Source organism: Neobacillus sp. K501, from assembly GCF_053749995.1.
The window spans coordinates 296,392-317,397 of the sequence record NZ_JBSLYA010000002.1; the positions used below are offsets into that span (position 1 = coordinate 296,392).

Here is a 21,006-nt window from a genome sequence, read left to right on the forward strand (position 1 = left end):
ATGCCGGGTTTCTTTTTTACTCCTAAGCATTATGTGTTAAAAGAACGGTAATATGAAGATACCGACAATGATGGAAATGGCACCAATACCGATTGCCCACGCTCCTAGACCTTCTGCTCCACGACGGCGGGCAATGAATCCTAACACAATTCCTGCTGCACCAAAAAGGATTGGCATTACAAATAGTGATAAAATCGAAAGTGCTAAGGCTGCCCAGCCCATGCCGACGCCGCCCTCTGCCCTTTCCCGATCGACATCTCGGTCCCTTCCTCGAACTAAAGGAACTGGTGCGGCAATTTCTGCCGCTGTTTCTTCCCTAAATTCTGAAGGTTGATTCGGGATATCCTCGCCAATGTTCGCACTTTGGAGATTATCGCGCACTTTAGTGTCTCTTTCATCCGCCATTCGAATCCCTCACTTTCAGTAATAGGAGCCTTCTTATTGTTTGTTTTTTTTCACCTTTTAGTATGTTAATGATTGTCTGAATTAGGCATTTATTTCCGGCCCAAAATTATTTCAAACTTCTTTAGCATCATGCTTGTCTTTGGTACAATAAAGAATAATACTTAGCATTTGAAGGTGAACAGCATATGCAGAAACGATTTGGAATTGATATTGATGGAACAGTAACATGTCCAACCTCGCTTTTACCCTTTATCAATAAAGGATTTGGTTTGAATATAACGTTGGAAGATGTTAAACAATATGATTTAACGAAAGCAGTGAATGTTCCAGAGGAAATATTTGCAAATTGGTTCAGAGAGAATGAACCAGTTATTTATGAGGAATCTCCTCTAGCCCAAGGTGCGGAAAATGTGCTGAATACATGGAAGAAAGAACATGAATTGTTCTTTATTAGCGCCAGAGGATCGCATCTGCTGGAAAATACAAAGAATTGGTTCAACAAAAAAGGCTTAACCTACCATCATATAGAGCTAATCGGTTCCCATGATAAGGTGGCTACAGCTAAAAAGTATAAAGTTGATATATTTCTCGAAGACAAGCATGATAATGCTGTTGCGATCCATGAAGAATGCGATATTCCTGTCCTTTTATTCAATACACCCTATAATCAAGACCCAATACCAAAAGGTGTCATCCGGGTAAATAATTGGATTGAAGCAAACAATTGGGTGCAACAATGGTTAAAATAAATGAGAAAAGCTTAAGCTTTTAATGCGCTTAAGCTTTTTTAATGACATTCGGGGCAACGTCCGTAAATTTCAAATTTATGTCCCGAAATGTCGTATCCTTTCAAGTCCTCACTTAAACTGGTCATCGGACATGTTTCAATTTCCTTTGTCTTTCCACAATCAAGACAAATAAAGTGATGATGATGGTGATGCCCGGAACAGGTAAAGCGGAAATGCTTTTCTCCAGATAGTTCTGTCATTTCTAAAATACCCATCTTAACAAAAAGAGAAAGGTTTCGATAAATCGTATCAAAGCTTAGTCCTGGATAATCTTCCTTTAACTCATCCAAAACATCTTTTGCTGTTAAATATTTATCACTATCTGCAAATAATTGCAGCATATCCTCTCTTTTACCAGTTTGTTTAAATCCATTTTCTTTTAAAAATTGGATGGCTTCATTTACGTTCACCTGATTACACCCCTTACTGTATCTGTTTCTGAATCGTAAATTTCTTGTAAAGTATTGTCACAACTAAAATAACAACAGCGATCATGACAATTGTTCCACCTGGTGCAAGATCTAAATAATAGGATGAGAACATTCCTCCAAGCACTGATATTTCACCAAATAGGACAGAGAAAAAGATCGTCTGTTTAAAACCTTTGGCAATTCGGATACTGGCTGCCACAGGTAAGGTCATTAAAGAGGAGACGAGCATAATACCCACAATTCGCATCGAAGCGGCAATGACAAGAGCAACCATTACGATGAAAATAAAATGGAGAGTCTTAACAGCTATACCTGAAGCTTTCGCATGTTCCTCATCAAAGGATAATAAGAATAATTCTTTATACAATAAAATAATCACTAAAATGACGATCACACTGATAGCGAATATCACCCACAAATCAGTCCGGCTGACAGCGGAAACGCTCCCGAATAGATAGCTGAACAAATCAGTATTAAAGCCATCGGCTAAGGAAATAAAAATAACACCCAGCCCAATTCCACCTGATAAAATGATCGGAATCGCCAGCTCCTGATAATGCTTGTAGACACTGCGAAGTTTTTCAATAAATAACGAACCACCCACAGAGAAAGCCATTCCTAAATATAGAGGGTTCAACCCGCTCATGGCTGAAACATACCTTTCTAACAGCAGGCTGGCTGCAATCCCTGCAAGGGTAACATGGCTGAGTGCATCAGCAATTAATGACAGTCTTCTGACAACGATAAAGACTCCTAATAATGGGGCTAGAATTCCAATCATAATTCCCGTTATAAAGGCATTTTGTAAAAATTCATATTGAAGAATACCTTGAATCATTTTAAAACGCCTCCATGATCATGATGATGTGAAATTAAGTGAACATCATGACCATAAAACTCTGACATTCCTTCTACTCGATGCTCCTCAAATTCGTTCGTTTCGCCATGAAAATGCAAATGTTTATTTAAGCATGCAACATGGGTAACCTTATCTGAAATCGTTCCGATATCATGTGTCACCAATAAAAGTGTAATGGCTCTGCTTTTATTTAAATCGCCAAGCATCTGATAGAAAGCATTTACATTCTCAGCATCCACCCCTACAGTAGGTTCGTCGAGGATTAGTAGCCTTGGCTCACTAACAAGGGCACGAGCAATAAACACACGTTGCTGCTGCCCGCCAGATAACTCACCAATATTTCGATTACTAAACTTTTTCATTCCAACTGCTTCTAAAGCATCGTCTACGCGTTGACGATGTTCCTTTTTAAAAAAATGGAATAACCCAAGTTTTTTTGTCAGCCCGCTAGCCACCACTTCAAAAACAGTTGCCGGAAATCCCGTATTAAAGGAATTTGCCTTTTGCGATACATAGCCAATTTGCTGCCAATCCTTGAATTTATTCATTTCCTGCCCGAATAGAAAGATTTCTCCCTTTTGCAGCTTTAACAGGCCCAAAATCAATTTTAACAATGTTGATTTTCCTGAACCATTGGGTCCAACAATCGCCAAAAAAGAACCATCGGGGATAGATAAATTAATGTCTTCTAAAACTATATCCTTTTCATAACGGTAGGAAAGCTGTTTGATATCAATAATAGCTTTACTAGTCATAGTCGATCTCACCTTTTAATTTTAAGAATCATTCCGATTTAACTTAAAGTAGTATACACCAGTATTTTTTTTATGTAAAGTCTCTTTACTTGCCGGCTGTAATGAAGCTAGTTATTTATCCATTTGTCACCATCTTCTGACTTCTTCATACATTAACAGGAAGGAGTGGTGAGAGTGAAAATTTTCGAGAATATTATTAATCATAAGATTAATACCATTACCGGTGCAGAACTAATAAAATACGCAAATCAATTTAATATTAAAGTTAACCGCCAGCAAGCAAATAAGGTTGCTGAATACTTAAGGGGAAAGAATGTAAATATTTTTGATGTCAGCCAAAGAGCAGCACTCGTGAAGGAAATTGCAAAAATTGCTGGACCAGAGACAGCCCGTGAAGTAAATAAGCTATTTCTTCAATTTACAAAATAAAAGCTGTGCGCATGCACAGCTTTTAACTATGATTGTAATATTTTATCAAGCAAGTCCTCATTGAATTTCTGCTGACGAAGCATTTCAATTTCGAATAAGTATGGTGCCTTTTTATTATTCTTGTCTTCACCAACAAATGGAGTTTCCAGGATTTTCGGAACATTTGTCAACTGAGGATGATGAACGATATAGTTTAACGCGTTAAATCCAATATGTCCAAAACCAATATTTTCGTGACGGTCTTTTCTCGTTCCAACACCGTTTTTACTATCGTTGATATGAAGTACCTTTAATTTATCAATGCCAATGATTTTATCAAATTCATTTAACACTCCATCAAAATCCTCGATAATGTTGTAGCCAGCATCATGGGTATGGCATGTATCAAAGCAAACGGAAAGCTTATCACTATAATGCACTCCATCCATAATCATCGCAAGTTCTTCAAATGACTTCCCACATTCCGAACCTTTTCCAGCCATTGTTTCTAACGCAATCTGAAGCTGCTCTTTCCCGGTTAAAACTTCATTTAAGCCTTCTATAATCTTCTTTATCCCAGCTTCCTCTCCTGCACCTACATGGGCACCTGGATGAAGGACAATTTGTTTGGCACCAATAGCTTCCGTTCTTTCAATTTCTGAACGAAGGAATCTGACACCTAGCTCAAATGTATCAGGATTTGTTGTATTTCCGATATTAATAATATACGGCGCATGGACAACGATTTCTGATATTCCATTGTCCTCCATATGCTTTCTCCCAGCTTCTATATTTAAATCTTCAATTTTCTTCCGGCGGGTATTTTGCGGTGCACCAGTATAAATCATAAAGGTATTAGCACCATATGAAACAGCTTCTTCACTTGCTGCTAAAAGCATCTTTTTCCCGCTCATCGATACATGTGATCCAATCTTTAACACGTTTTCTCTCTCCCCTCTTGGTTATTTCTTTTTTAATTTTCTTTGACGTTTTTTAATTTTATCCATTTCCCATTGCATTTTCTTTTTATATCCTGGTTTTACCTTTTGTGGTTTCTTGACGAACGATTTAGCTATTCTTTCCGCCTCGTCTTCCTTCCTTACCCTTGTCTTTCGCTTGTTTCGGTCGTCTGCCTCAACAAAGCCATCATTTTTGAGATCAACATACTTAAATTGAATTCCCATTTTCTCTAATCGATTTAAAGCATCCTCATCAGACAATTCATAGACAGTAAGGGCAATGCCAGAGTTACCAGCTCTCGCTGTTCTACCTACACGGTGAATATAGAAATCAAGATCTGATGGCAGTTCATAATTTATGACATGGCTGACACCTTCAATATCGATTCCTCGAGAAGCAAGATCGGTAGCAACGATATATTGGTATTCTAAATCTTGAATTTGTTTCATCATTTTTTTACGTTCACGCGGGTTTAAATCACCATGTACTCTTCCGACTTTTAATCCCTTTTCAGTTAAGAAGCCTGCAAGGTCCTCCGCCATTTTTTTCGTATTGGTAAAAACAATCGCTAAATACGGATTGTAATGAATGAGCGCATCATGAACGAGCTGCTTTTTATTGCGATGTCGTGATGGCAACAGATAATGTTCTAAATTTTCAGCCGCACGTCTTTTCGCTTGGATATGGACTGTCTTTGGATTTTCCATATATTTTTTAAGAAATGGCTTTAGCTTCTCAGGAATTGTCGCTGAAAAAACCAGCATTTGCAGCTTTTCAGGCATTTTAGCAGCTACCTGATCCAAATCCTCAATGAAGCCCATATCCAACATCATATCGGCTTCATCAACGACGAGCGTATCTGCTGTGTGAATAAACAAGGCTTGGTCCACCATTAGGTCTTTTATTCTTCCAGGTGTTCCTACAACAATATGAGGCTGTACTTTTAATTTCTCTATCGTTCTTTGCTTGTCTGTACCGCCGATATAACATCTTGTCATGATCGATTGCTCAGGACTACAGTGCTCGGTAAGCTTAAGGATTTGGTGATAGATCTGTGAGGCAAGCTCCCTTGTAGGTGCTGTAATAACAGCTTGCACCTCTTGTCGCGCCGGATTAATTTTTTCTAAAATTGGCAGGACATAAGCCAATGTTTTGCCTGTACCTGTTTGTGATTGCCCAATCGCACTTTCCTTTTTCAAGACAAGTGGGATCATCTTTTCCTGGATTTCTGTTGGCTCATAAAAACCAAGTTCATTTATTGCTTCTATAATAAACGGCTGAAATTTAAAGCGTTCAAAACGATTTACCTTCATATAAAATCTCCTTATATATAAATGATTTGGAGTAGTTTTCTTACAATAGCAAGAGTTTCCACCTTTTTATCCATCATGTAATTATAGTAAAGTTTAATCAAAATAACCAGAAATACTTCTCTCTTATCATCTTTTACCTTTCGCTTGCTTTTAATCATCAAATTTTCAGTTTGTTTTTCAAATTATACCTAAACCAAATTTCGTTATCTGCATACTGTAAACCATGAGGATTAATTTTGGAGAGGAGGCTGTCAATATGCAGCCTAGACAGAGAATGCCACTTCAAGGACGAATGGGACCATATAGGGTCGGTCCAAGTCCCTATGCTGGTCAGAGTCCGATGGTAAATCCCTTTGGCGGAGGTCAATTGATGGGTGGGCCAAACCCATTCCAAGGTGGCAGGCAAATGATGGTCAGAGGACAAGGCAGAAGAAGTGGCGGCGGATTACTGGCTAGAATTCTTGGCGGAAAAAATCAAGGAATGCGGACCGGAGGACTTGGCGTTATGCAGCATGCTGGCCGAAGTACCTCAAGTGGCGGTGGTGGACTAGGATCCATTCTCCAAACATTAAGTCGACCAGAAGGCATATCAGGATTTCTTAATAATACTCAGCAAGTAATAAAGACAGCACAAACGATTGGGCCGATGATTCAGCAATATGGACCAATCGTCAAGAATCTCCCTGTAATGTGGAAATTATATAAGGGATTTAAGGATTTACCTAGTAATGAATCAACTGAAGAAAACACTGCAGATTCTGTTTCAGAAACAGAAGATACCTCTGTCATGGTAGAGACTGACGTTTCGGAAGAGGAAACTGCCCCAAAGAAGGCTGAAAGGAAAAAACAAACCAAAACGGTAGATACCGTTGAAGAAATGCCGCCAAAACACAGAGGTAATTCAATTCCGAAGCTTTATATTTAAGGATGCTGCTGACAGCATCTTTTATTTTTCCCTCTAAAATCAACAGGAAAAATGTATCTTTGTATTATTTCTATTAGTTTTATATAATAAATACATAGATTCAAAGTCAATGTTCTTTAGGAGGACTTATATAGATGCAAATTATTAAAATTTCACCCCGCGGATATTGTTATGGCGTTGTAGATGCCATGGTCATTGCCAGAAATGCCGCATTAGATAAATCCTTACCTCGTCCAATCTACATCTTGGGGATGATTGTTCATAACAAACATGTCACTGATGCTTTTGCCGAAGAAGGAATCATTACCCTTGATGGTGATAATCGCAAAGAAATACTAGATAAAGTAGATTCAGGTACGGTCATTTTCACAGCTCATGGTATTTCTCCAGAAGTTAGAGAGCTGGCAAAAAAGAAAGGGCTTGTAACCATTGATGCCACTTGTCCTGATGTAACCAAAACTCATGATTTGATTGAGGAAAAAACGAAGCAAGGCTATCAAGTCATTTATATCGGAAAAAAAGGTCACCCAGAGCCCGAGGGAGCTGTTGGGGTCGCACCTGGTCGGGTTCATCTCGTTCAAACCCCGAACGATGTAGAAGCTTTAAATATTAATTGTGAAAAACTGATTGTGACGAATCAAACGACGATGAGTCAATGGGATGTAGCTGAAACGATGAAAAAAGTGCAGGAAAAGTACCCCCATGCTGAAGCTTACAAAGAAATTTGTCTAGCTACCCAAGTTCGTCAAGAAGCAGTTGCCAATCAGGCAACTGAGGCTGATGTTACCATAGTTGTTGGTGATCCAATGAGTAACAACTCCAACCGGCTTGCACAGGTTTCAGAGGAAATTGCCGGGACGAAGGCTTATCGAATTGCCGATATTACTGAGCTTGAAATTGACTGGATTAAGGATGCTAAAAACGTAGCTGTAACATCAGGTGCGTCGACACCAACCCCGATTACCAAGGAAGTCATTTCTTTCCTTGAACAATTTGATCCAAACAATGAAGCAACATGGGAGCGTCGAAGAAAAGTCCCATTAAACAAAATTTTACCTAAGGTAAAAAAATAAAAAAGTCGGTCCTGAGGACCGATTTTTTTATATAAATTGAAACGGGTCTGTATTTATTACAGAAGGGAAAATTTCGACTTCGTACCCAGCTTGTTTACACATTTTTGTAAGCTTGGCTGTTACACCTTTTTTCATGATTTTTTCGACATTATGACCTGGGTCGACCATGTTTAGTCCCTGCATCATCGCATCATGCGCTGTATGATAGTAAATATCACCCGTAACATAAACATCTGCCCCTTTAAACTTGGCATGACTGAAATATTTATTTCCATCGCCGCCTAAAACGGCTACCTTTTTTATTTTGGAAGTTAAATCTCCAACAACCCGAACTTTATCCACCTCTAGCGCAGTTTTCACACTTTCAGCAAATTCAGCTAAACTCATTTCATTCACTGTTCCAATTCTACCAAGACCAAGTACTTCACCCTTGTTTTCGACAGGGTAGATATCATACGCAACTTCTTCATATGGATGTGCTTTTAGCATCGCAGTTAAAACTTTTTTTAACAGCTGCTCCGGAACGATTGTTTCAATTTTGACTTCATCCACTACTTCTAACTTGCCCTCTTGGCCAATATGCGGATTTGTATTCATGCCCGGCAAAAATCTTCCTGTTCCACTTGTTGAGAAGGAACAGTGACTATAATTGCCAATATGTCCTGCCCCTGCTCTCCCTAAAGCCTCGCGAAGCTCTCCTTCATGACTAGAAGGTACAAAAACAACCAATTTCTTAAGCTCCGTCTCGTACGTCGGGACTAGCACTTCGGGATTCTCTAAGCCAAGTGCCTCAGCGAGCAGGTCATTGACACCACCTGTGGCTACATCTAGGTTTGTATGTGCCGCATAGACTGCAATGTCATGCTTTATTAATTTTTCAATCATCCGCCCTTGAACAGTATCGGTAATCACATTTTTAAGCGGACGAAAGATCGGGGGATGATGTGCGATTATGAGCTGAACATTTTTTTCAATTGCCTCATCAATCACTTCTTCTAATACATCAAGCGCAATCATGACACGTTCAACTTTTTTGTTCAGACGCCCAACCTGTAATCCAATCTTATCCCCTTCCATCGCAAGACCTTTCGGTGAAAACTGTTCAAACAGTTGGATTAATTCATGACCGTTGGCTATCTTCATCTCCCAATACCTCCCCTGCAAATGATATTTTCTTTAAAAGCTCTTCTTTTTTCGCTATTGTTTCTGAGGTTTGTGCCGCACTCTCAAGTTGTCGATAAATTCGCTGCCAATTTATTCTTTCAAGATTCCATTTCTTGATAAAAGCTTGATCTTTTTTTTGCAATAGGAACGGTCCAAATAGTAAACCAACTTCAAGTTTTCCGTTCTGATACGGCACAGATGGATTACCTCTTTCAGCAACCAACACCTCATAAATTTTCCCGTCTTCTTCGAGAATCTCTTCAACAATGAGTTCCCATTGATTCTCCATAAACCACTGTCGAATGGACATCGCATTAATATTCGGCTGTAACACTAACCTGGAAACCGAATTTAATTTCTCTTTACCATTTTCTAATATACTAACGATTAGGGTACCGCCCATTCCTGCAATGGTGATGCAATCGACTTCATCCTGTTCCACCACTTCTAACCCATTACCCATTCTAACGGAAATCATATCAGTCAAGCCTTCAGCCTGGACATTTTTTACCGCAGATTGAAAAGGTCCCAAAACCACTTCACCGGCGACAGCAAAACTTATCGTTTCATTCTTAGCAAGATAGCATGGCAAATAGGCATGATCAGAGCCGATATCAGCCAGCTTAGCTCCGTTTGGAACATATTTCGCGACTGTTTCTAAACGAGCTGACAATTTATCTGTATTCAAATAACCACCACTTTTTATGTATTATCCATTATAAGTATAGAAAAAGTCCTTTACAGATGCAAAGGACTTTTCTTTAAACAAAAATTTTATAGACCAGATAACCATTCTGCCATTTCTGGAGCTTGTTCTGGTGTAACCATACCAGGAGGCATATTCCCTTTACCTTTGGTTACAATTTCAACAATTTCATCCTTAGACAATCTGTCACCAACACCTTTAAGTGCAGGTCCCATTCCCCCTTGGTACTGATCGCCGTGACAGCTAACGCAGGATTTGGTATAAATGTCTTCAGGTTTAGCGGCAACCGTTTCGGTTGTTTCCGCACCGCCTTCTTTTTCCTTAGCTAATTCATCTGCATCCCCGAGGCCTTTGAAAGACAAAAAGAACATTAGTCCGATTCCAAAAACAAAGATGAGGATGTAAGGAATAATCGGATTTCGATTCATACTATAACCTCCCTTATGTACGTAAATCTGTAAATATAGTCATTCTACAAACAACTACTATTTTACTTTAAAAATGCAAGAAGGAAAAGCCCTAAACTTACTTTGTCACGATAATATTTAATAAAAAAAGCGAATAGGCTGATATTTTATTATCAGCCTTAATAATATACCCTATTAATTTGTTAACAACCAATTTGTCTTGCAATGACCATTCTTTGTATTTCTGAGGTACCTTCACCAATTTCCAAGAGCTTGGCATCACGCATCATTCTCTCCACATGATACTCCTTCATATAGCCGTATCCCCCATGCAACTGCACGGCCTGATTGGTAACTTCCATACATATTTCTGAGGCATATAGCTTACACATAGCCGCTTCTTTACTAAACGGTCTTCCTTGATCCTTTAACCATGCGGCTTTATAAACCATATTACGTGCTAATTCAATTTTCATTGCCATATCTGCAAGTTTAAATTGAACAGCTTGGAAAGATGAAATCGATTTGCCGAACTGCTTACGTTCCTTCGTATATTGAAGAGCTTTTTCATAGGCACCCTGAGCGATTCCTACAGCCATGGCTCCAATCCCTATCCTGCCGCCATCAAGAGTGATTAAAAACTGCTTAAATCCCTGTCCTTTTCTACCTAGCAAATTTTCTACAGGGACTCTGACATTTTCCAACACAAGTTCTGTTGTATTTGAAGCGTTTAGCCCCATTTTTTCATAATTGTCGATTACTTTAAAGCCCAACGCATCAGTAGGCACAATAATCGCACTAATCTCCTTATTTCCATTTTCGGTGCCTGTCACCGCAGTTAAGGCTAAATGGTTGGCAAAGCTAGCATTGGTAATGAAGCATTTATTCCCATTAATAACATATTCATCATTTTCAATGATTGCAGAAGTTCGCGTACCACCCGCATCAGAGCCGGCATTTGGTTCGGTTAAACCGAATGCCCCAAATGATTCTCCAGTACAAATTGGCGTTAAATATTTTCGTTTCTGTTCTTCTGTTCCAAATAAGTATAGCGGCGCCCCTCCTAATGAAATATGGGCCGAATAAGTGATTCCTGTCGATCCGCAAGCTCTGCTTAGTTCTTCCGTAACAATTGCAAAGCTAATCGTGTCAGCTCCTCCCCCACCATATTCTTCAGGAAATGGCAGTCCCATTATCCCCATATCCGCTAATTGGTTAAAGACGGCTAATGGAAATTGCTTATTACGATCACGATCGAGGGCACCAGGTGCAACAACCTCATCGGAAAACTCTTGCATCATTTTTTTAATCATCGCTTGTTCTGAAGTTAAATCAAAATTCATAATCATCCCCCTAAAAATCCTTTTGTATGCGCTACCATTACTATTATACGGGGGTTTATGCAATTTTCCCAACATTTTTAATTTTACGATAAAATAGCTATGACAGGATAATATTTTTTCGATAATAACCTTGCGTCTATTGATTTTTACTTCAGAATAAACTTTATTTAGAAAATAAAATGTGATTATAGATAGCAAGAATTTTTTTAAGTCTATTTGCAAAGTGAAAGACAATTCAGTAAAATAAATACAAATGAGAAAGTGCTTTCATATTAGGCTAAAAAAAAGTTTACCCCTAATAAAAGAGGTAAACCATTTATGAATATTTGTTTAGCTGCAGCGCCTAGACGCTTCCGCTTTTCGATCTATTCCAAAAAGTCTTTTAAACGCTTGCTTCTGCTTGGGTGACGTAATTTCCGTAGAGCTTTGGCTTCGATTTGACGAATACGTTCGCGCGTAACACCGAAAACTTTACCAACTTCTTCAAGAGTTCGGGTACGTCCATCGTCAAGTCCAAAACGGAGGCGCAGAACATTTTCTTCACGATCTGTAAGCGTGTCTAGGACATCCTCTAGCTGCTCTTTTAATAATTCATAAGCAGCATGCTCAGAAGGGGAAGTTGCATCCTGATCTTCGATAAAATCACCAAGGTGCGAATCATCTTCTTCACCGATAGGTGTTTCTAGTGAGACAGGCTCTTGAGCTATTTTTAAAATTTCTCGAACCTTATCCGGTGTTAAGTCCATATCTTCCGCAATTTCTTCAGGTGTTGGTTCACGGCCAAGATCCTGTAGTAACTGTCTTTGAACACGGATTAACTTATTGATGGTCTCAACCATATGCACCGGGATACGGATCGTTCTTGCTTGGTCAGCAATCGCACGTGTAATCGCTTGGCGAATCCACCAAGTGGCATACGTACTAAACTTAAATCCTTTTCGATAGTCAAATTTTTCTACTGCTTTAATTAAACCCATATTCCCTTCTTGAATAAGATCAAGGAATAGCATTCCACGGCCAACATAGCGTTTAGCAATACTTACAACGAGGCGGAGGTTTGCTTCGGCAAGACGTCGTTTTGCTTCCTCATCGCCTTCTTCGATGCGATTAGCAAGCTTAATTTCTTCTTCGGCAGATAGAAGGTCGACACGGCCAATTTCTTTTAAGTACATGCGAACCGGGTCATTGATTTTAACCCCAGGAGGAACGCTTAAATCGTTTAGATCAAATTCATCATCGTCTTCTTTAGCCAGTTGTTTAATACTCGGGTCTTCTTCATCGCTTTCGCCAACTAATTCGACTCCTTGTTCACCAAGGAATTCATAAAACTCATCCATTTGATCAGGCTCGAGGTCAAAACCTGCCATTTTTTCGGCAATATCATCATAGGCTAGGACGCCGATTTTTTTACCAAGTTCAGTTAACTGGTCTTTCACTTGTTCTAAGGTCAATTCATTCTCGGCCTCTTTTGAACGTGCTGATTTTTCTGCAGCCATAAGGGAGTCCCCTCCTTCCAAATTCAAAGACAATACAGATGAAATCTATAGCAATTTACGCAATTGATTAATTTCAATTCCAATTGCAGCAGCTCTGATAAAATCACTTTTTCGCTCTGCGTCTTTAAGTTCCACTTCTTTTTCCTTTATTTTTAACATTTTTTGATAATTCAACACCTGTTTGATATAATCATTTAATTCTTGATTGCTTATTTCATCATTTATCGACATCATCTCAATGTTTGCAACCATTCTTCTAAGATTATCATCTTGAATATAGGATAAAAACGCACTAGAATCAGGATTCATATGTTCTTCGTAAAATCCAAAGAGATAAGTGATGACTGCCTGATGCTCATCGATATTAAACGTGTTTCCTTGCAATAAATCCTGAACTTTATAAGCGAAATCACGATCTTTTAGCATATGTGCAATCAGTCGTCTCTCAGCCGTATAATGTGCAGGTTTTAATTCATTTTTTGATTTTGCTGAGATGACCGGCTTTTGAACCGGGGGATTCTTTCCTTTCTCATTTTTCTTTTCAGCAAAGAAATTTTGTTTTTCCTGCTGTTTTAACTGAGATTGCAAAGCATCCAACGAGAGTGAAAACTCAGTAGCTAATTGCCGCAAATAATGATCTTTTTCAACAGCGTTTGTCAATTTGCTTATTTCTCTTAATATTTCTTCGATATAAGCAAGCCGATCTCCTTCAATTTGAAGATTTTTTCCTCTGCGAAAATAGAGAAATTTAAAGGACATCCATGTCAAGCTTGCGTCAATAACTTCTTTGCGGAATTTTTCCGGACCATTCAATTTAATGTATTCATCAGGATCTAGTCCATCCGCCATCATTGCTACTTTAATATGGCAGCCAGCACCTGTAAGCATGTTTCCTGCACGGTAAGCAGCTTCAATACCGGCCTTATCCGAGTCATAACAGATCGTTATCGCTTGGGTATTCTGCCGTATGAGGGCGATGTGTTCGTCCGTTAACGAGGTTCCCATTGTTGCGATACCATTCTCTACACCAGAGCGGTCAGCTGCAATGACATCGGCAAATCCTTCAAAAAGAACGGCGTATTGCATTTTTCGAATATTTGGCTTCGCCAAATGAAAATTATATAAAATTTTACTTTTATTAAAGATTGCTGTTTCGGGACTATTTAAATATTTTGGCTCTTCTGCCCCAAGTGTTCTCCCTGAAAAAGCAATCGTATTTCCGTTGCGGTCATGAATCGGAAACATGATTCGATCACGAAAGCGGTCGAAATAAGTTTCGTCTCTTTCTCGTTTGATAATCAATCCCGCTTTTTCCATCAAATCTGGTGAAAAATCTCTTTTGCTTAGAAACTTATAAACAAAGTCCCAGGAATTCAATGAATAGCCGATTTGAAATTTATCAATCGATTCACGAGTGAAGCCTCTCTTCAGTAAATACTCTAATGCGTGCTGGCCGTCTTTTGTATTTACCAAAAGATGGTGGTAAAATTTACGTAACAGCTCATGAGCATCAAGCATACCCTGAAGCTCAGGTGACACATTCTTTCCCTTCTGATTAGCTGGTGATGATATTTGCAGCTCGACATTAGCCTTATCTGCTAATTTAATGGCAGCTTCCTGAAAGGTTACACCTTCAAGCTCCATTAAAAATGAAAAAACATTTCCTCCTGCTCCGCATCCGAAACAATGATAAATTTGTTTATCGGGTGATACGGAAAAGGATGGTGAATTTTCTCCATGGAATGGGCATAATCCGAAGTAATTTCGACCCTGTTTTTTTAGTTGAACGTAATCGCTGATTAATTCGACGATATCAACATTCTGGCGAATTTGATCAATTTTTTCTTCGGCAATACGGTCAGCCATGAAAACATCTCCAATTTAAACATTCTCCACGAACCTGCTAAATTCCTTCAAAATTCGACAAAATTTAAGTTAATTTTAACAAAAATTTCTTCGATCTTCAGAATTAAAAGGTTTTGGTCTCTTACTATATACACCCCTTTTTCTAGCTTCCTTCCTAGAAATCAACATATTTCCATGTTGCGTTAGCATATGTAGTTTTATGGTTCCCATGATGATCATAAGAAGCGACAAAAAGAACTTTCACGGAAAATTTAAAAACAATTTCGACAATATCCTCTTTTACTGGGCGTGAATCTGCATCGACAAAAATAGTCGGAATGCCTTTTATATAAGTACTAATTCTACATCACTCCGCATATTCCTTCTTTAACAGTCAACTTTTATAAAAAGCATAAGTGTCGATTTTTTTTCTGGAGGTTTCCTTGACATCTAACAATAAATAGTTTATTCGTTCACATGCAAGTCTAAACCTAAAAGATTCATTTTTATCACAATTTTTTATTATAGTACATTCATTTTTATTTTTCCATAACTTTTTTTCATAAATTTAAAAGAAATCATGATATAAAAACACATAATCCTAAGATTATGTGCTATGTTCCTCTTTTATGAATGTAATTTAGAATAACATTTGCCGTTTCTTCCACTGCCTTATTCGTAACATCAATAACAGGACAGTTGATTTTATTAACTACTTTCTCGAAAAAGGTTAACTCATCTCGGATTCGTTCAATATTTGCATAGCTGGCTTGATCATTTAATCCTAATGAGATTAATCGTTCACGACGAATCGTATTTAATTTTTCAGGACTTATTTTTAATCCAAAACATTTTTCAGGGGGAACCTTAAACAACTCCTCAGGCGGGTCCACTTCTGGAACAAGTGGTACATTTGCCACTTTAAGACGTTTATGGGCAAGATATTGTGATAAAGGCGTTTTAGAGGTTCTGGAAACACCAATTAAAACGATATCAGCTATTAATATCCCTCTAGGATCACGTCCATCATCATATTTTACAGCAAATTCGATTGCTTCCACTTTTTTAAAATAATCTTCATCTAGTTTTCTTACCAGACCAGGTTCACACAAAGGTGTTTTCCCACTAAATATCTCGATTTGATCCATGATTGGACCCATTAAATCTACGGCATAAATTCCTGCTTCGTCCGCTTTTTCTTTAATATAAGCCCTCATATCGGGTTTAACCAGTGTAAAGGCAATCATAGCACAATCTAAAGCTACAAGTGAGATAACATCATCAATATGCTCCTTGTCCTCGACGTACGGAAACCTCTTTAATGTCATTCCTGCGCCATTAAATTGGCTGATTGCGGCTTTTGTTACTAATTCAGCCGTTTCCCCTACTGAATCAGATACAACATATATAACTGGCTTGTTCATTCTTCCTCAACAGCTCCTCTGTAAGTAATCTTTACTATTCATTTCCTAAAGCAACGAATGCTTTTGTAATGTTTGTTTTTGTAATTCGCCCGATAACTTCAAAGCCATTTTCTGATTTTCTAACAATTGGTAAAGAATCAATTTGTTTCTCAATCAGTAATTTGGCCACATCTATTAATAGGTCTTCCATTTCACACATCGTAATATTAGGCATTCTTGTCATGATAATGTTAATTGGCAGTGCGGTAAGTTCTTGTTTGCCAAGACTTGCCCTCAGTAAATCCTTCCGAGAAAGCACCCCCACTAGCAGAGAATTATTATCTACAACAAATAATGTCCCCACATCTTCAAGGAACATTGTACAAATCGCATCATAAACTGAAACATTTTCTTTCACCACTACAGGCATCGATTGATAATCTCTGACGTAGATTTTTTGAAGATTTTCAGTTAAAAGTTGCGTACCAGATTTCCCCGTATAAAAATAGCCAACCCTTGGTCGGGCGTCCAAATATCCAGCCATCGTAAGTATCGATAAATCTGGTCTTAACGTAGCCCTAGTTAAGTTTAATTGATCCGCAATCTGTTCCCCTGTAATTGGCCCTTGGTCTTTTACGATTTGGATGATTTGATCTTGGCGTTTCGTCAGTTCTATTTTACTCACCACCATTTTTATCTTTATATGTATAAAAACGTTATCCTGTATATAGAAATATTATATACTAATTATTTTTTAAATTAAATATAAAGAAAAAGGTGCGAAATAGCACCTTTTCTATCATTAGTTAAAAAGAAATCTTTTCTTGGATAAAGTTAATTAGGTTTGCAATTGGAACACGGGTTTGCTCCATTGTGTCGCGGTCGCGAACCGTTACCATTTTGTCTTCTTTTGAATCGAAATCATAGGTAATACAGAACGGAGTACCGATTTCATCGTGTCGGCGATAACGTTTACCAATTGACCCTGCCTCATCATAATCAACCGAAAAATACTTTGCTAAAGATGCAAATACTTCTTTCGCTTCTTCAGACAATTTCTTTGATAACGGAAGCACTGCTGCTTTAAATGGAGCCAGCGCTGGGTGGAAATGCATAACCGTTCTTGAAGTACCATCTTCAAGCTGTTCTTCCTCATAGGCATCAATAAGGAAGGCTAATGTAACACGATCCGCACCTAATGATGGCTCGATACAATATGGAATATATCTTTCATTTGTTTCTGGATCGATATAATTAAAGTCTTCACCTGAAAATTGCATATGCTGTTTCAAGTCATAATCAGTACGTGATGCTACACCCCAAAGTTCGCCCCAGCCAAATGGAAATTTATATTCAAAATCAGTAGTTGCATTACTATAATGGGAGAGCTCATCTTCAGAATGATCACGAAGACGTAAATTTTCTCTACTTATACCTAGAGATGTTAACCATTGTTCCGCATATTGCTTCCAGTAATCAAACCATGTTAATTCCTCACCTGGTTTACAGAAGAATTCAAGCTCCATTTGCTCAAATTCACGAGTACGGAAAGTGAAATTACCTGGTGTAATTTCATTACGGAAACTCTTACCGATTTGCGCGATACCAAAAGGTAATTTTTTTCTCATTGTCCGCTGAACATTTTTAAAGTTAACAAAGATCCCTTGTGCTGTTTCTGGACGAAGGAATATTTCATTTGTACTGGACTCTGTTACACCTTGGAAGGTTTTAAACATTAAATTAAATTGGCGAATGCCGGTAAAGTCATGACTTCCGCAGTCCGGACAGGCAATATTGTGTTCCTTAATGAGATCTTCCATTTTTTCAAACGGCAAACCATCGACTACCATTTCTAAGCCTTTTTCATCAAGAGCATTTTCAATTAACTTATCAGCACGATGGCGAGCTTTACAGTTTTTACAATCAATCATCGGATCGTTAAAGTTACCGATATGTCCTGAAGCTTCCCATGTTTTTGGATTCATTAAAATGCTTGCATCCAATCCAACATTGTAGGGAGATTCTTGAACGAATTTTTTCCACCAAGCTTGTTTAATATTGTTTTTAAATTCTACTCCGAGTGGTCCGTAATCCCATGTATTTGCTAGACCACCGTAGATTTCTGAACCTGGAAAAATAAAACCTCTATGTTTCGCATGAGAAACAATTTGCTCCATTGATACACTCATTTTCAAAATCTCCTTTAATTTAATAAAAATAAAAATAAAAAAACTCCCGTCCCTATGCAATTAAGCATAGGGACGAGAGTTTACCCGCGGTTCCACCCTATTTGCTGCTGTAAGCAGCCTCTTTAAGTTACACGATGCTCGAGAACGCCTTCCTTAGTGCTCTATACCCTAGCTTCCACCACCCTAGGTTCGCTTTTATAGAGATTGCTAAGTACTATTTTCCTTCATAGCAACTATGATATTAAAAATCATAATAACGAAAACTAGTGCATTTGTCAATCTTCCTTCTATAAAAGATTGCGAAATTGATCCATCGAATTGAGAAATTTCTTTGTCTTAAGATGAAGTCCGGAGTATTCGTCATAGTAGGTTGATATTACTTTCTTTAATTCAGCCTTGGTTTCAGGTTTTACTGAGATATTTCCTAATCTAGAAAGATCAAAATAATAAAATATCCGTAACAACTTTACGGCCGCCGGTGTTAACTTTAAATGATAGGCATCTCTTTCTAAACAACGGTGACAAATGAAACCACCTTCACTAATTGAAAAAGAAAAATGTCCGTCTGTGCTTCCGCAAACGGAACATTGATTCAATGTTGGATATAATCCCATTACGTTAAGCATCTTCATTTCATAAATATGCATGAGAATATCAGGATCATAGCCTTCATTCATATAGTTTAAGGTCTGATAGAGTAATTCAAAGTGAAAAGGATTTGGCTTTCTATCGTCCGTACATTTATCTGTTAATTCCACGATATAACTAGCATAAGCTGTTAAAAAAATGTCTTCCGCAATCGATCGAAAAGAGGAAATCATTTCGCCTTGCTGAACACTGCCTAAGCCAGAACCTCTTTGGACAAGGAAATAGCCATGAGTAAAGAGCTGGGAAATAGAGGAAAGACGGCTGTTGGGCTTCTTTGCCCCTCTTGCCATCACACCTATCTTCCCCCATTCTCTTGTATATAAGGTAACCACTTTGTTTGTTTCACCATAATCTGTTGTTCTAATGACGATGCCTTCACATTTCTGAAGCATTTATGTCACCATCCCGTTGCTTTAGACAAACTTATCAAACGGGATAATCAAATTGTGCTAGCTCTTCATTCTGATTTCCGGGTATCTCTTGGTTTTCCTTCTCAAGTTCTTTAATGAGAAGATATGTGTCAATATTACCTGTCTGAAGGAATACTTTCCACGTAAAATCCATCATCGAAAACCCCACCTTTCATTATTTAGACTAGCTTCATTTCAATCCCAAACCTTACAATTATCATAGCCTGCCTAAGCAAAAATCATAAGACGAAAATTTTGTTAATGTTGTCCATGCATAATTTAAAAGTTGTTTTAATATTTTTATTAGGGTAATTTCTATCAATATTCATCTTCATTAAAGCCAAAATCGCGAAGCTGGGACATCTTATTACGCCAATCTTTTTGGACCTTGACCCAAAGTTCGAGGAAAACCTTCGATCCTAATAGATTTTCTATATCCACTCGGGAACGTTTTCCGATTTCTTTCAGCATACTGCCTTGTTTCCCAATAATAATACCTTTTTGCGAATCACGCTCAACAATGACCGTAGCCATTACATGGATGATATCCTTTCCCTTTTGCCGTTCCATTTTATCGAGAACAACAGCTAGCGAATGGGGTATCTCCTCCCTTGTTAAGTGCAATGCCTTTTCACGGATTAATTCTGTAATAATAAATCTTTCTGGGTGATCGGTTACTTGGTCAGCAGGGTAATATTGCGGTCCTTCTGGTAAATAGGATTTAATTTGTTCTAATAAACGCTCTACATTATTACCTTCAAGGGCCGAAATTGGAATAATTTCTTTGAACGGATACTTTTCTTTATATGATTCAATCAATGGCAGCAATTCATCTGGATGAATTTGATCAATTTTATTAATGACAAGAAAGATTGGTGTTTGAACGGTTTGGAACTTTTCAAGGATAAATTCTTCCCCACGGCCAAACCCTTCTTCGGCATTTACCATAAATAGAATTAAATCTACTTCTTTTAAAGTATTTTGCGCTACCTTCATCATAAAATCGCCTAGTTTGTGTTTCGGCTTGTGTATTCCCGGTGTATCAATAAAAACCATCTGGGTATTATTCAGTGTTAATACTCCCTGAATTTTATTCCGTGTTGTTTGTGGTTTATCGCTCATAATGGCGATTTTCTGACCAATAACCCGATTTAAAAACGTTGATTTTCCTACATTCGGACGCCCAATAATTGAAATAAAACCTGATTTATAACCATTATTATTATTATTCAGCATGGAGGTCCTCCAGAGAAAAAGCACCAGGCAGTACTTCTTTTAGGCTTGCTTTAAAAGCTACATCAATTAATTTCTCGGTGTTCAATATTCTTTCTTCCCTTCCAGCAAATAAATTTGCCGCTTCCTATATTTTACCTTAAAAATGTCATAAAATCATTAGTTGTTGCGAAAAAGTAATATAAAAATTAGAATTTTCATAAAAATCAGCTAATTAACCAATTTCTTTCTGATAAGTTATTTTA

22 protein-coding genes and 1 other annotated feature are annotated in these 21,006 nt (G+C 38.0%); of the genes, 4 read left to right on the forward strand and 18 right to left on the reverse strand.

All coding sequences use genetic code 11. The features are described 5' to 3' along the window. Window positions 1-36: 36 nt before the first annotated feature. Entirely contained in the window at window positions 37-405 is a 369-nt protein-coding gene (locus tag ACWM35_RS06000) for a hypothetical protein (RefSeq protein WP_454816424.1), read from the reverse strand. 185 nt (window positions 406-590) lie between these two features. On the opposite strand from ACWM35_RS06000, the gene ACWM35_RS06005 reads away from it, so the two are divergent. Continuing rightward, a complete protein-coding gene (locus tag ACWM35_RS06005; protein ID WP_454816426.1) occupies window positions 591-1,154 on the forward strand; it encodes a hypothetical protein in 564 nt (187 codons plus the stop codon). Window positions 1,155-1,192: 38 nt separating this feature from the next. Here ACWM35_RS06005 and ACWM35_RS06010 read toward each other — a convergent pair whose 3' ends face one another. The 3 genes from ACWM35_RS06010 to ACWM35_RS06020 are packed head-to-tail and all read right to left on the reverse strand — an operon-like array spanning window position 1,193 to window position 3,238. Beyond that, window positions 1,193-1,603 carry a Fur family transcriptional regulator gene (locus tag ACWM35_RS06010; RefSeq protein WP_454816428.1) on the reverse strand — a complete coding sequence of 137 codons (411 nt, stop codon included), beginning with the start codon at window positions 1,601-1,603 and terminating at the stop codon, window positions 1,193-1,195. A gap of 13 nt (window positions 1,604-1,616) precedes the next feature. Then, on the reverse strand, window positions 1,617-2,462 hold the full coding sequence (locus ACWM35_RS06015) for a metal ABC transporter permease (protein WP_454816429.1): 846 nt from the start codon (window positions 2,460-2,462) through the stop codon (window positions 1,617-1,619). Continuing rightward, window positions 2,459-3,238, reverse strand: coding sequence for a metal ABC transporter ATP-binding protein (locus tag ACWM35_RS06020; protein WP_454816431.1), 780 nt, complete (start codon window positions 3,236-3,238; stop codon window positions 2,459-2,461). Before ACWM35_RS06020 ends, ACWM35_RS06015 begins: the two co-directional genes overlap by 4 nt. A 174-nt stretch (window positions 3,239-3,412) precedes the next feature. Here ACWM35_RS06020 and ACWM35_RS06025 point away from each other — a divergent pair, with 174 nt between their 5' ends. After that, complete coding sequence (locus ACWM35_RS06025; RefSeq protein ID WP_454816433.1) at window positions 3,413-3,667, forward strand: DUF2624 domain-containing protein; 255 nt, start codon at window positions 3,413-3,415, stop codon at window positions 3,665-3,667. Between the two features lie 26 nt (window positions 3,668-3,693). On the opposite strand, the gene ACWM35_RS06030 is transcribed toward ACWM35_RS06025, so the two are convergent. Together ACWM35_RS06030 and ACWM35_RS06035 are read right to left on the reverse strand one after the other, a co-directional pair. Continuing rightward, window positions 3,694-4,587, reverse strand: a complete 894-nt coding sequence (locus tag ACWM35_RS06030) for a deoxyribonuclease IV (RefSeq protein ID WP_454816434.1) — start codon at window positions 4,585-4,587, stop codon at window positions 3,694-3,696. Window positions 4,588-4,608: 21 nt separating this feature from the next. Further along, window positions 4,609-5,919, reverse strand: coding sequence for a DEAD/DEAH box helicase (locus ACWM35_RS06035; RefSeq protein ID WP_454816435.1), 1,311 nt, complete (start codon window positions 5,917-5,919; stop codon window positions 4,609-4,611). Window positions 5,920-6,175: 256 nt separating this feature from the next. On the opposite strand from ACWM35_RS06035, the gene vrrA reads away from it, so the two are divergent. After that, a complete protein-coding gene (gene vrrA, locus ACWM35_RS06040; protein WP_454816437.1) occupies window positions 6,176-6,844 on the forward strand; it encodes a VrrA/YqfQ family protein in 669 nt (222 codons plus the stop codon). Between the two features lie 134 nt (window positions 6,845-6,978). Beyond that, window positions 6,979-7,917 carry a 4-hydroxy-3-methylbut-2-enyl diphosphate reductase gene (locus ACWM35_RS06045; RefSeq protein ID WP_454816439.1) on the forward strand — a complete coding sequence of 313 codons (939 nt, stop codon included), beginning with the start codon at window positions 6,979-6,981 and terminating at the stop codon, window positions 7,915-7,917. 27 nt (window positions 7,918-7,944) lie between these two features. Here the strand turns inward: ACWM35_RS06045 and ACWM35_RS06050 are convergent, their stop codons facing one another. The 12 genes from ACWM35_RS06050 to era form a co-directional block, all read right to left on the reverse strand. Next, a complete protein-coding gene (locus ACWM35_RS06050) occupies window positions 7,945-9,060 on the reverse strand; it encodes a Nif3-like dinuclear metal center hexameric protein (protein ID WP_454816441.1) in 1,116 nt (371 codons plus the stop codon). Then, entirely contained in the window at window positions 9,038-9,769 is a 732-nt protein-coding gene (locus tag ACWM35_RS06055; protein ID WP_454816443.1) for a tRNA (adenine(22)-N(1))-methyltransferase, read from the reverse strand. Before ACWM35_RS06055 ends, ACWM35_RS06050 begins: the two co-directional genes overlap by 23 nt. Window positions 9,770-9,855: 86 nt before the next feature. Continuing rightward, window positions 9,856-10,215, reverse strand: coding sequence for a cytochrome c550 (gene cccA / locus ACWM35_RS06060; RefSeq protein ID WP_454816445.1), 360 nt, complete (start codon window positions 10,213-10,215; stop codon window positions 9,856-9,858). Window positions 10,216-10,397: 182 nt separating this feature from the next. After that, complete coding sequence (locus ACWM35_RS06065; RefSeq protein ID WP_454816447.1) at window positions 10,398-11,537, reverse strand: acyl-CoA dehydrogenase family protein; 1,140 nt, start codon at window positions 11,535-11,537, stop codon at window positions 10,398-10,400. A gap of 365 nt (window positions 11,538-11,902) precedes the next feature. Next, the gene (rpoD, locus tag ACWM35_RS06070; RefSeq protein ID WP_454816449.1) at window positions 11,903-13,033 is read right to left on the reverse strand and encodes an RNA polymerase sigma factor RpoD; all 1,131 of its coding nucleotides are present in this window, start codon (window positions 13,031-13,033) and stop codon (window positions 11,903-11,905) included. A gap of 45 nt (window positions 13,034-13,078) precedes the next feature. Continuing rightward, a complete protein-coding gene (gene dnaG / locus ACWM35_RS06075; RefSeq protein ID WP_454816451.1) occupies window positions 13,079-14,899 on the reverse strand; it encodes a DNA primase in 1,821 nt (606 codons plus the stop codon). Window positions 14,900-15,492: 593 nt separating this feature from the next. Further along, window positions 15,493-16,302 (reverse strand): pyruvate, water dikinase regulatory protein, encoded by an 810-nt coding sequence (locus ACWM35_RS06080; protein ID WP_454816453.1) that lies wholly within the window; start codon window positions 16,300-16,302, stop codon window positions 15,493-15,495. 34 nt (window positions 16,303-16,336) lie between these two features. After that, window positions 16,337-16,969 (reverse strand): helix-turn-helix transcriptional regulator, encoded by a 633-nt coding sequence (locus ACWM35_RS06085; protein ID WP_454816455.1) that lies wholly within the window; start codon window positions 16,967-16,969, stop codon window positions 16,337-16,339. Between the two features lie 118 nt (window positions 16,970-17,087). Beyond that, on the reverse strand, window positions 17,088-18,470 hold the full coding sequence (locus ACWM35_RS06090) for a glycine--tRNA ligase (RefSeq protein WP_454816457.1): 1,383 nt from the start codon (window positions 18,468-18,470) through the stop codon (window positions 17,088-17,090). A gap of 65 nt (window positions 18,471-18,535) precedes the next feature. Then, window positions 18,536-18,707 (reverse strand) — a binding site (T-box leader). 50 nt (window positions 18,708-18,757) lie between these two features. Beyond that, window positions 18,758-19,510, reverse strand: coding sequence for a DNA repair protein RecO (recO, locus tag ACWM35_RS06095; protein WP_454816459.1), 753 nt, complete (start codon window positions 19,508-19,510; stop codon window positions 18,758-18,760). A 34-nt stretch (window positions 19,511-19,544) separates the two neighbouring features. Then, window positions 19,545-19,685, reverse strand: a complete 141-nt coding sequence (locus tag ACWM35_RS06100; protein WP_454816461.1) for a YqzL family protein — start codon at window positions 19,683-19,685, stop codon at window positions 19,545-19,547. A 161-nt stretch (window positions 19,686-19,846) separates the two neighbouring features. After that, window positions 19,847-20,764, reverse strand: a complete 918-nt coding sequence (gene era / locus ACWM35_RS06105; protein ID WP_454816463.1) for a GTPase Era — start codon at window positions 20,762-20,764, stop codon at window positions 19,847-19,849. Between the last annotated feature and the right edge of the window lie 242 nt (window positions 20,765-21,006).

Bases quoted from the DNA above. Each gene is read 5' to 3' on its own strand.
- ACWM35_RS06000 (WP_454816424.1), bottom strand. From the start codon at position 405: ATGGCGGATGAAAGAGACACTAAAGTGCGCGATAATCTCCAAAGTGCG.
- ACWM35_RS06005 (WP_454816426.1), top strand. From the start codon at position 591: ATGCAGAAACGATTTGGAATTGATATTGATGGAACAGTAACATGTCCA.
- ACWM35_RS06015 (WP_454816429.1), bottom strand. From the start codon at position 2,462: ATGATTCAAGGTATTCTTCAATATGAATTTTTACAAAATGCCTTTATA.
- ACWM35_RS06020 (WP_454816431.1), bottom strand. From the start codon at position 3,238: ATGACTAGTAAAGCTATTATTGATATCAAACAGCTTTCCTACCGTTAT.
- ACWM35_RS06035 (WP_454816435.1), bottom strand. From the start codon at position 5,919: ATGAAGGTAAATCGTTTTGAACGCTTTAAATTTCAGCCGTTTATTATA.
- vrrA (WP_454816437.1), top strand. From the start codon at position 6,176: ATGCAGCCTAGACAGAGAATGCCACTTCAAGGACGAATGGGACCATAT.
- ACWM35_RS06045 (WP_454816439.1), top strand. From the start codon at position 6,979: ATGCAAATTATTAAAATTTCACCCCGCGGATATTGTTATGGCGTTGTA.
- ACWM35_RS06050 (WP_454816441.1), bottom strand. From the start codon at position 9,060: ATGAAGATAGCCAACGGTCATGAATTAATCCAACTGTTTGAACAGTTT.
- cccA (WP_454816445.1), bottom strand. From the start codon at position 10,215: ATGAATCGAAATCCGATTATTCCTTACATCCTCATCTTTGTTTTTGGA.
- ACWM35_RS06065 (WP_454816447.1), bottom strand. From the start codon at position 11,537: ATGAATTTTGATTTAACTTCAGAACAAGCGATGATTAAAAAAATGATG.
- rpoD (WP_454816449.1), bottom strand. From the start codon at position 13,033: ATGGCTGCAGAAAAATCAGCACGTTCAAAAGAGGCCGAGAATGAATTG.
- dnaG (WP_454816451.1), bottom strand. From the start codon at position 14,899: ATGGCTGACCGTATTGCCGAAGAAAAAATTGATCAAATTCGCCAGAAT.
- ACWM35_RS06080 (WP_454816453.1), bottom strand. From the start codon at position 16,302: ATGAACAAGCCAGTTATATATGTTGTATCTGATTCAGTAGGGGAAACG.
- ACWM35_RS06090 (WP_454816457.1), bottom strand. From the start codon at position 18,470: ATGAGTGTATCAATGGAGCAAATTGTTTCTCATGCGAAACATAGAGGT.
- recO (WP_454816459.1), bottom strand. From the start codon at position 19,510: ATGCTTCAGAAATGTGAAGGCATCGTCATTAGAACAACAGATTATGGT.
- ACWM35_RS06100 (WP_454816461.1), bottom strand. From the start codon at position 19,685: ATGATGGATTTTACGTGGAAAGTATTCCTTCAGACAGGTAATATTGAC.
- era (WP_454816463.1), bottom strand. From the start codon at position 20,764: ATGCTGAATAATAATAATAATGGTTATAAATCAGGTTTTATTTCAATT.